This window comes from Chthoniobacter sp., assembly GCF_040003245.1.
Lineage (GTDB): Bacteria > Verrucomicrobiota > Verrucomicrobiia > Chthoniobacterales > Chthoniobacteraceae > Chthoniobacter.
Genome location: NZ_JBDUCX010000282.1, coordinates 1 through 8,013 on the forward strand (window position 1 = coordinate 1; position 8,013 = coordinate 8,013).

General features: G+C 61.6%; 12 protein-coding genes and 1 tRNA gene. 2 read left to right on the top strand and 11 right to left on the bottom strand.

Annotated elements, in window-relative coordinates:
* Positions 1–166 precede the first annotated feature (166 nt).
* Positions 167–1,078, bottom strand: coding sequence for a YihY/virulence factor BrkB family protein (locus ABJF10_RS26825; protein ID WP_348547699.1), 912 nt, complete (start codon positions 1,076–1,078; stop codon positions 167–169).
* A gap of 249 nt (positions 1,079–1,327) precedes the next feature.
* Here ABJF10_RS26825 and ABJF10_RS26830 point away from each other — a divergent pair, with 249 nt between their 5' ends.
* Positions 1,328–2,071 carry an SDR family oxidoreductase gene (locus tag ABJF10_RS26830; protein ID WP_348547700.1) on the top strand — a complete coding sequence of 248 codons (744 nt, stop codon included), beginning with the start codon at positions 1,328–1,330 and terminating at the stop codon, positions 2,069–2,071.
* Here ABJF10_RS26830 and ABJF10_RS26835 read toward each other — a convergent pair.
* The 5 genes from ABJF10_RS26835 to ABJF10_RS26855 form a co-directional block, all read right to left on the bottom strand.
* Positions 2,068–2,604 (bottom strand): hypothetical protein, encoded by a 537-nt coding sequence (locus ABJF10_RS26835; protein WP_348547701.1) that lies wholly within the window; start codon positions 2,602–2,604, stop codon positions 2,068–2,070. The genes ABJF10_RS26830 and ABJF10_RS26835 overlap by 4 nt on opposite strands.
* A 139-nt stretch (positions 2,605–2,743) precedes the next feature.
* Complete coding sequence (locus ABJF10_RS26840; protein WP_348547702.1) at positions 2,744–3,136, bottom strand: YciI family protein; 393 nt, start codon at positions 3,134–3,136, stop codon at positions 2,744–2,746.
* Positions 3,137–3,176: 40 nt separating this feature from the next.
* Entirely contained in the window at positions 3,177–3,596 is a 420-nt protein-coding gene (locus ABJF10_RS26845; RefSeq protein ID WP_348547703.1) for a YciI family protein, read from the bottom strand.
* 39 nt (positions 3,597–3,635) lie between these two features.
* A complete protein-coding gene (locus ABJF10_RS26850; protein ID WP_348547704.1) occupies positions 3,636–4,046 on the bottom strand; it encodes a YciI family protein in 411 nt (136 codons plus the stop codon).
* Between the two features lie 112 nt (positions 4,047–4,158).
* Entirely contained in the window at positions 4,159–5,409 is a 1,251-nt protein-coding gene (locus ABJF10_RS26855; protein WP_348547705.1) for an RNA polymerase sigma factor, read from the bottom strand.
* Between the two features lie 33 nt (positions 5,410–5,442).
* Between ABJF10_RS26855 and ABJF10_RS26860 the strand changes: the two genes are divergently transcribed.
* Positions 5,443–5,802 (top strand): protein-tyrosine-phosphatase, encoded by a 360-nt coding sequence (locus tag ABJF10_RS26860; RefSeq protein ID WP_348547706.1) that lies wholly within the window; start codon positions 5,443–5,445, stop codon positions 5,800–5,802.
* A gap of 248 nt (positions 5,803–6,050) precedes the next feature.
* Here ABJF10_RS26860 and rplK read toward each other — a convergent pair whose 3' ends face one another.
* From rplK to ABJF10_RS26885, 5 genes are all read right to left on the bottom strand, one after another.
* Entirely contained in the window at positions 6,051–6,482 is a 432-nt protein-coding gene (gene rplK / locus ABJF10_RS26865; RefSeq protein ID WP_348547707.1) for a 50S ribosomal protein L11, read from the bottom strand.
* Between the two features lie 47 nt (positions 6,483–6,529).
* Complete coding sequence (gene nusG / locus ABJF10_RS26870) at positions 6,530–7,096, bottom strand: transcription termination/antitermination protein NusG (RefSeq protein ID WP_348547708.1); 567 nt, start codon at positions 7,094–7,096, stop codon at positions 6,530–6,532.
* A gap of 4 nt (positions 7,097–7,100) precedes the next feature.
* Positions 7,101–7,325: a preprotein translocase subunit SecE gene (locus ABJF10_RS26875; protein ID WP_348547709.1), complete on the bottom strand. Its 225-nt coding sequence runs from the start codon at positions 7,323–7,325 to the stop codon at positions 7,101–7,103.
* A gap of 112 nt (positions 7,326–7,437) precedes the next feature.
* Positions 7,438–7,510 (bottom strand) — tRNA-Trp (locus tag ABJF10_RS26880).
* 66 nt (positions 7,511–7,576) lie between these two features.
* Positions 7,577–8,013: EF-Tu/IF-2/RF-3 family GTPase (locus ABJF10_RS26885; RefSeq protein WP_348547710.1), on the bottom strand; the 437-nt coding region annotated here is incomplete at its 5' end.

Consider the following 8,013-nt stretch of genomic DNA (forward strand, 5'->3'; position numbering starts at 1 on the left):
CGCGAAAGTCACCGCGAACGCAAGAACCCAGGATTTGATGGAGATAGTCATAGGCTGCGGGGGGATTCGGCCGCGAACATGAAAGACGGCCTTTCAGACTGGGATAGTATGATCGCTCCGCACCGAAGGACAAACCGGGAATTGCCCGGAACTGGCCTCGTTTCCATTAAGTTAAGTCGCGGTGTTGAGGGTGTTGCCTGCCCGCCTCCTGCAAAGGCTGGTCATCGATCAAGATGGCTTGACTATGCGCGGCCACTTGACCACCGAACAGGCCGATCATCGCCACGACCCAAATCCAGAGGATCAGGACGATGATGCCGGCGAGCGAGCCGTAGATGAAATTGTAACGCGCGATCTGGTGAACGTAGCCGAGGAAGAGCGGCCTGGCGGCGACCACGAGCAAAAGGGCGACTCCGGCGCCGAGCACAGCCGCCCGCCAATCGGGATGGCGGCGTGGAACAAACCGGTAGGACAGCAGGAACGCGGCGAAGATGAACGCCGGAGGGAGAAGATGGACGAGAAACGGAAAGAGCAAGTCTCGCCCACCGGGCAAAACGCCGAGCGTAGACTGGAGGATTCGCAAGAGAGATGAGGATGCGAGGGCAATCAAAAATACGCCTCCAATGGTCAATAGCATGAGCAAGCGCATCCACGCTCTTTTCCAAAGGCCGTAGTTCTCTTCCGCGGCGAAAGCGACGTTGAGCGCCTTGGTAATGGCATCGAACACGAGGGAGCCCGTCCAGAGCAACGGCACGATGAAAAAGAGTCCTGCGCCGCGTTCATCGGCGAGGGTTTGCTTGACGATCCGCTCGATCGCGCCGGTCCCCGCGGGCAGGAGATCGCCCAGGTAATTTGTCGCCTGATGGACCGCCCAGGCAGGCTCCACGAACCACGCCGCGATGGAGCCGGCGGCGAGCAAAAGCGGAAAGAGCGAAAGAAGGCTGTAGTAGGCGATGGCCGCGGCCCAACTGCTGCCATTATCGCGGAAAAAGTCGCGACCGGCCAGAAAGAGAACCTGGGAAAAACGAATCGAGCCGACGCGCAAGCGGTCGAGATGGTGTCGTTGGAAGAGGTTCATCTGCCGCACTCTGTCAGGGTTTTTCCACAATGACAGACGGGTGTGGCAAGGCGTCGACCGCTCTTTGAGGAGAGATTGGCCCGCCGACGAAGCAGCACCGTCCCGCCCGGTATCCCCCGCCATGCCAAGTCCATGCTTGTGAGCTGCGCTGGCAAAGGGCATGACACGAAGACATTCGCACGGCGTAACGCGGAACTCCCAGCGGGAGGTTTCACCGTGTCTCGTCGCGCCGGGTATCCACACACCATTATGAACCAATCACTCAAAAGCAAACGCGCGTTGGTCACCGGGGGCAGTCGCGGGATCGGGGCGGCCATCGTCAAGCGGCTGGCCAGCGAAGGCGCCGACGTGGCGCTCACTTATTCCAGTTCGCCGGAGCGGGCGTGGGCGGTGGCGAAGGAGGCGGAGGCGCTCGGCGTGAAGGCGGTGGCGATTCAGGCGGATAGCGCGGATCCGGAGGCGGTGGTCGCGGCGGTGGAGCGCGCAGCGGTCGATCTCGGGGGGCTCGATATCCTGGTAAACAATGCGGGCATCGCAGTGATGGCGCCCATTGACGATTTCAAGCTGGCGGATTTCGACCGGATTTTCGCGGTCAACGTGCGCGCCGTTTTCGTCGCCACGCAGGCGGCGGTGAAGCACATGAAGGAAGGCGGACGGATCATCAACATCGGCAGCACCAATGCGGAGCGCATGCCTTTCGTCGGAGGCTCAGTTTACGCAATGAGCAAGTCCGCACTGCAAGGGCTGGTGCAGGGGATTTCGCGCGACCTCGGGCCGCGCGGGATCACGATCAACAACGTGCAACCCGGACCGGTGGATACCGATCTCAATCCCGCGACGGGCGAATTTGCCGAAGTCATGAAGAAACTGATGGCACTGCCCCGGTATGGGCATGTGGATGAAATTGCCAGCTTCGTCGCTTATCTCGCGGGTCCCGAAGCGGGCTACATCACCGGGGCGAACTTAATGATCGACGGCGGGTTCAGCGCTTAAGCCAGGCGGCTCGCCTGATAACTCTGTCGCAGCAGTTCCTCGACGGCTTTGGCATCGGTGAGGCCGAGGAAGCCGACGCGGCGCTCGAAGAGAATATCGCCGCGGCCCTGGTGGCTTTCATGGCGGACGACGCGGACGAGTTGTTCGCCGGTGAAGGATTGGACTCGCCGACGGAGGAGCGCCTCGGCAATGAGGATGGCACGGCGGTCGGTGATAGCGTAGACGGTGTGGCGGACGACCCACCACAGAACCAGCGGGATGAAGGCGGCGGAAAGGAGAACCACGCCCGTGAACCACTTGAGCGGGGTGGCAGAAATCACGCTGAGGCGGGAGAGTTCGCGAAAAGCCGTAGAGTGCGCGATCCAGATAGGGCCCCCGACGGCGACCAAGGCCAGCAGGGCGCAGAGGATGAGGACGATGCGGAAGTGAATCTGGTGGAGGAGCGAGGGCTGGCCCCGCCAGAGGAGGCGTTCGCCGGGAGCGAGTTCGCCTTCGAGGAGGTGCGCGAGAGCCGGGGGAAGGTCGTCATTCATAGGCCGCGCGGAAGTGTGCAGGAAGGCGCAGGGGATGCAAGCGCGAGGGAGGCGGGATGGCGGCGCGGGCGACGGCTGAGCCGGCGCTCGGAGCTGCCGCGCGCGTGATGGGACGGGGATGGAACCCGAAGCTCGATCCTTATTTCTCCTGCGCGCGCCGCTGCTCGCTTTCGCGGACCAGGTCGCTCAGGTCGGCGGCGGGGCGGATTTCGAATGGCCCGGCTTTGACGCCGGGATGTTGCGACATCAACTGGATGGCGTGATTCAGGTCGCGGGCCTCGAGGATGAGGATGCCGCCGATTTGTTCTTTCGTCTCGGCGTAGGGGCCGTCCGTCACGGCGACCTGGCCATTTTGCCAGCGCAAGGTCGCGGCGGTGGTGGGGCCCTGGAGGGCTTCGCCACCGGCGAAGTGGCCGTTCTGGCGGAGCACGTCGTCGTAGTGGAAGCACTCGTCGAGCATCGCGTTGCGATCGCTGTCGGAGAGGGACTCGAATTTGTTCGGCTCGATGTAGCCGAGGCAGATGTATTTCATAGTCGTGGATTCCTTTCGGGATATAGGTGGGGTTGGATTTTCAGGGTTGATTTTTTGCCGCTCCTGCACCGCAAGCCGGCACGTCGGCCATCTCGCGGATTTCCAGTTCCGCCTCGTACGATGGGCCGAGGACATTCACATGCAGTTGCATGTAGCCCTGCCCCATCTGGAGCGCTTCCTCCTTCGACTTCGCCTCGAGGATGGCGTAACCGCCAATCACTTCCTTCGTTTCGATGAAGGGCCCGTCGATCACGGTGAGCTTGCCCTTCGATGCCCTCACGCGGGCGCCCCTCCCCATGGGGCGAAGCTCTCCGGTCCCGAGCAACGCGCGTGCCATGGCGGGATCTTCCTGCAGCTTCGCCATGGCGGCCAAAAGCTCCGGCGTTGGCGGCTTGCCGGCTTCATAGTCACGACCCGTTTCGGATTCCGGCGTGAGTTTCACGATCATCATGTATCTCATATTCGTCTTTGCTGTTTGTTGGATGAATGAGGCGTGCGGTTACTGCTCGGCGAATTTGCAGCCGCCCTCGGGATCGGACATCTGGCGGATTTCCAATTCGCCGACCCAGGACGAGCCGAGGAGATCGATGTGAATCTGCATGAACTCTTCGCTCCATTGGAGGGCCTCTTTTTTGGAACCGACGTCGAGGATGGCGTAGCCGCCGATGATTTCCTTGGACTCGATGTAGGGCCCGTCGGTCACGCTCAACTTGCCTCCCGAGACCTGGATGCGCGCGCCATCGGCCAAGGGGCGCAGTCCTCCGGTGCCGACGAGGACGCCGGATTGCAGCATCTTTTCAATGAGTTTGCCGATGGCTTGCTGGAAGTCCTCGGGCGGCGGCGTCCCGGCTTCGTACTGGCGAGCGTCTTCGGAGTTTCCGTCGAGCTTCACGATCATCATGTATTTCATATTGGTCGGTTTTGTCGGTTGATTGGTTGGTGGTGGGCCGCTCGTTTGGAATGACCCTTCGACAGCTAGTCGTCCGGGGTTTGCGGAATTCGACAGCTCCGCAAAGATTATTTCAACCCAGCTCCCGAAGGCGGTTTTCGAGGAAGCGACGTTCCGGCTCCTGCTGGGTGAACGACAGCGCCTTTTCGTAGGAAACCCGGGCCTCGGCGGCCCGGCCGAGGCGGCGGCACATCTCCGCCCGCGCGGAATGCGCGAGATGGTATTGGGCCAGTTCGCCGCGGGCAAGGAGGGCGTCGATGAGCGTGAGGCCGGCCTGTGAGCCGTCGCACATGGCTACCGCCACGGCCCGATTCAGTTCGACCACGGGTGAGGGTTCAGCCCGGGCCAGGACGCTGTAGAGCGCCACGATTTGCGGCCAGTCTGTCGCGGCGGCGGTAGGTGCCTCGGCGTGCACCGCGGCGATGGCCGCCTGCAGGGTGTAGGGGCCGAAGCGCCGGGACAGGAGCGCCCGCTCCACGAGTGCGACGCCTTCCACGATGTATTCCCGGTTCCACTGCGCACGGTCCTGATTTTCCAACAGGATCAACTCGCCCGTCGGTGAGGTTCTGGCCGCGCGACGCGATTCCTGCAACAGCATGAGAGCGAGCAGGCCGGTGACCTCCGGCTCCGGCAACAACGCGTTCGCCAGCCGCCCCAACCGAATGGCCTCACCGGAGAGATCTGCGCGAGTCAGCGTCGCCCCGGAGGAGGCGGAGTAGCCTTCATTGAAGACGAGATAGATGACATGCAGCACGGCGGCCAGGCGCTCCGGCAATTCGGCGGGCGGCGGCACTTGATACGGGATGCGGGCCTCCCGGATCTTCGTCTTGGCGCGCACGATGCGCTGCGCGAGCGTGGGCGGCGTGGTGAGGAAGGCCCGCGCGATTTCCTCCGTCGTGAGACCGCACACTTCCCGCAAGGTCAGGGCCACGCGGGCTTCCGGGGCGAGCGTCGGATGGCAGCAGGTGAAGATCAGGCGCAGACGGTCATCCTCCACGCTCTCGTCATCCAGAATGGTGGCCGCGCCGGACGAAGTTTCTAGCTGGTCGGCGATCTCCTCCTGCGACGCATCGAATCGGGCGCGACGGCGCAAGGCGTCGATGGCCTTGTGGCGCGCCGTGGAGACCAGCCACGCGCGAGGTTTGGCGGGCACGCCGTCCTTCGCCCATCGATCGAGCGCCACAGCGAAGGCATCCTGCATCGCATCCTCGGCGAGATCGAAATCACCGAGCAGCCGGATGAGCGTGGCGAGAATCCGCCCCGACTCCGCGCGGTAAACGGAATCGAGCGTCTGGCGGATGGTATCGGTAGGATTCTCGGGCATGGCGCGACGTTTGTTGCTATCCCTATTTCTCGAATGATCAACCCACGCCTGAAGATCCTCTTCGTCTGCGCGATGAACAAACAGCGCAGCGCGACGGCCGAGCGGATTTACCGCAACGATCCGCGGGTGGAGGTGCGCTCGGCAGGCGTGCGCGCGGAGGCGAACCGGCGCGTGAGCGAGGCGGACCTGCAGTGGGCGGATGTCGTGTTCGCCATGGAGCAGGCACACAAGCGCTGGATCGCGATGCGATTCGAGGGGCTGGAGTTGCCGCCCATCGATGTACTGGAGATCCCGGATGATTTCGAGTTCATGGATCCGGAGTTGCAGGAGATGCTGCGGATGATGCTCGATCCGGAGATTGACCGTTTGGTGGCCGATCGGAAGGCTGAGTGATTTCAACGCAGAGGCGCAGCGGGAGGAGAGGAGAATAGGGATTTTAGAATAGGAGCGGATGACACCGACTTCGGGGAATGACGCGCAACGGCGAATTCGGGCGCCATTCGTGGTCATCTCTCCGGAAACGAATCCGCTTCCAGTGGCCCCGGCTACAATCGCACGGCAATAGAAAAACCGGCCACCTTGCGATGGCCGGTCTTTAAAGTTTTTGGCTGCGCGGCTGATATCGAGCCACGCGGCGGTGGCTAGCCCTGCGGCTCGACTTCGACGCCCATCTGGCGCGCGGTGCCGGCGATGATGCGGTAGGCGGCGGCCTCGTCGCGGGCGTTGAGATCCTTCATCTTGATCTTCACGATGTCCTGGACCTGCTTCTTGCTGAGCTTGCCGACCTTCTGCTTGTTCGGCTCCTTGGAACCGGAAGCGATGTTGGCGGCCTTCTTGATCAAGATCGACGCGGGCGGGCTCTTGGTGATGAAGGTGAAGCTCTTGTCCTTGTAGACGGTGATGACGACCGGAAGGATGTCGCCGGCCTGCTTCTGCGTAGCGGCGTTGAACTCCTTGCAGAAGGCCATGATGTTGACACCCTGCTGACCGAGCGCGGGGCCGACGGGCGGCGCGGGGTTGGCCTGTCCGGCCGGGATTTGCAGTTTGATTTGTCCGACGATTTCTTTAGCCATTTGCTAGGAGGTAGGTAGTTGAATTTAAAGTGTGGAAGGGAGGGAACTCAGGCTCTTTCGATCTGCCAGTATTCAAGTTCGGCGATCGCTTCGCGACCGAAGATGGAAATGCTGACGCGGATCTTGCCGCGCTCGGGGTCGATCTCGGTGACGGTGCCGCTCTGGTTCTGGAAAGCGCCATCGGAAACCTTGACGACTTCGCCGACGCTGAACTCGATCTTCGGCTTGGCCTTTTCCTCGGTGCCGCGCACTTGGGCGAGGACGGCCTCGACCTCGGAGGGGCGCATGGGGATGGGCTTTTCCTTGTTGCCGGCAAAACCGATCACGCCGGTGGTTTCGCGGATGAAATACCAGGTGCGATCGACGGGCTGGCGGTTCTCGTCGAGGAGCCACATGTTGACCAGCACGTAGCCGGGCATGAGCTTGCGGACGGTCTCAGTTTTCTTGCCGCGCTTGACCTCGGACACGCGCTCGGTGGGAACGATCACGTCGTAGACGAAATCGACCATCTCCTCGGTCTTGATGCGCTTGGTGAGGTTGTCGAGGACCTTGTTTTCCTGCCCGGCGAGGACCTGGACGGCAAACCACTGGGTGCGTTTTTCTTCTTCGGTCATGGCGTTAGCGGGCGGTCCTGGTGATGAAACCAACGACGGTTTGCAAAATGAATTCCCAGCCGGCGATGTAGCCGCTGAGGAGAAGCATGGCGATGACGACGATCATCGTCGAGTCGACCAGCTCCTTGTACTTCTTCATGCCCTTTTCCTTCGGCTCCCAAGGCCAGGAAGCTTTCTGGAGTTCGACTTTGACTTCGGTAATGAAGGATTTGGATCCGAGCAGGGACATGAAAAATTTAGGATTTAAGATTTAGCATTTATCATTTGGGAACGCGCGCGAGTGGAAACAGGTGCGGAGCAAAATGCTAAATCCTAAATGCTAAATCGGAAGTGGTGCGGAGCACGGCAGGAGGGAATCGAACCCCCAACCGGCGGTTTTGGAGACCGCTGCTCTACCAGTTGAGCTACTGCCGTTTGTTTTCCGCTGAAAAGCGCGGAGCGGATGAGAGCATCCGCTCCGCGCGAAATTCAGCAAGCTATTTACTTGGGCGCGTCGATGATCTCGGAGATACGGCCCGCACCGACGGTCTTGCCGCCTTCGCGGACGGCGAAGCGCATGGTCTTTTCCATGGCGACCGGGGTGATGAGCTCGACTTCGATCGAGACGTTGTCGCCAGGCATAACCATTTCGACGCCTTCCGCGAGCTTGACCGAGCCGGTCACGTCCGTGGTGCGGAAATAGAATTGCGGGCGATAGTTGGTGAAGAACGGCGTGTGACGGCCGCCCTCTTCCTTCGACAGAACGTAGATTTCCGCCTTGAACTTGGTGTGCGGCTTGATAGAGCCGGGCTTGGCGATGACCATGCCACGCTCGACGTCGTCTTTCTTCGTGCCGCGGAGCAGCAGGCCGACGTTGTCACCAGCGCGCGCCTCGTCGAGGAGCTTGCGGAACATTTCGATGTCGGTGACGGTCGTCT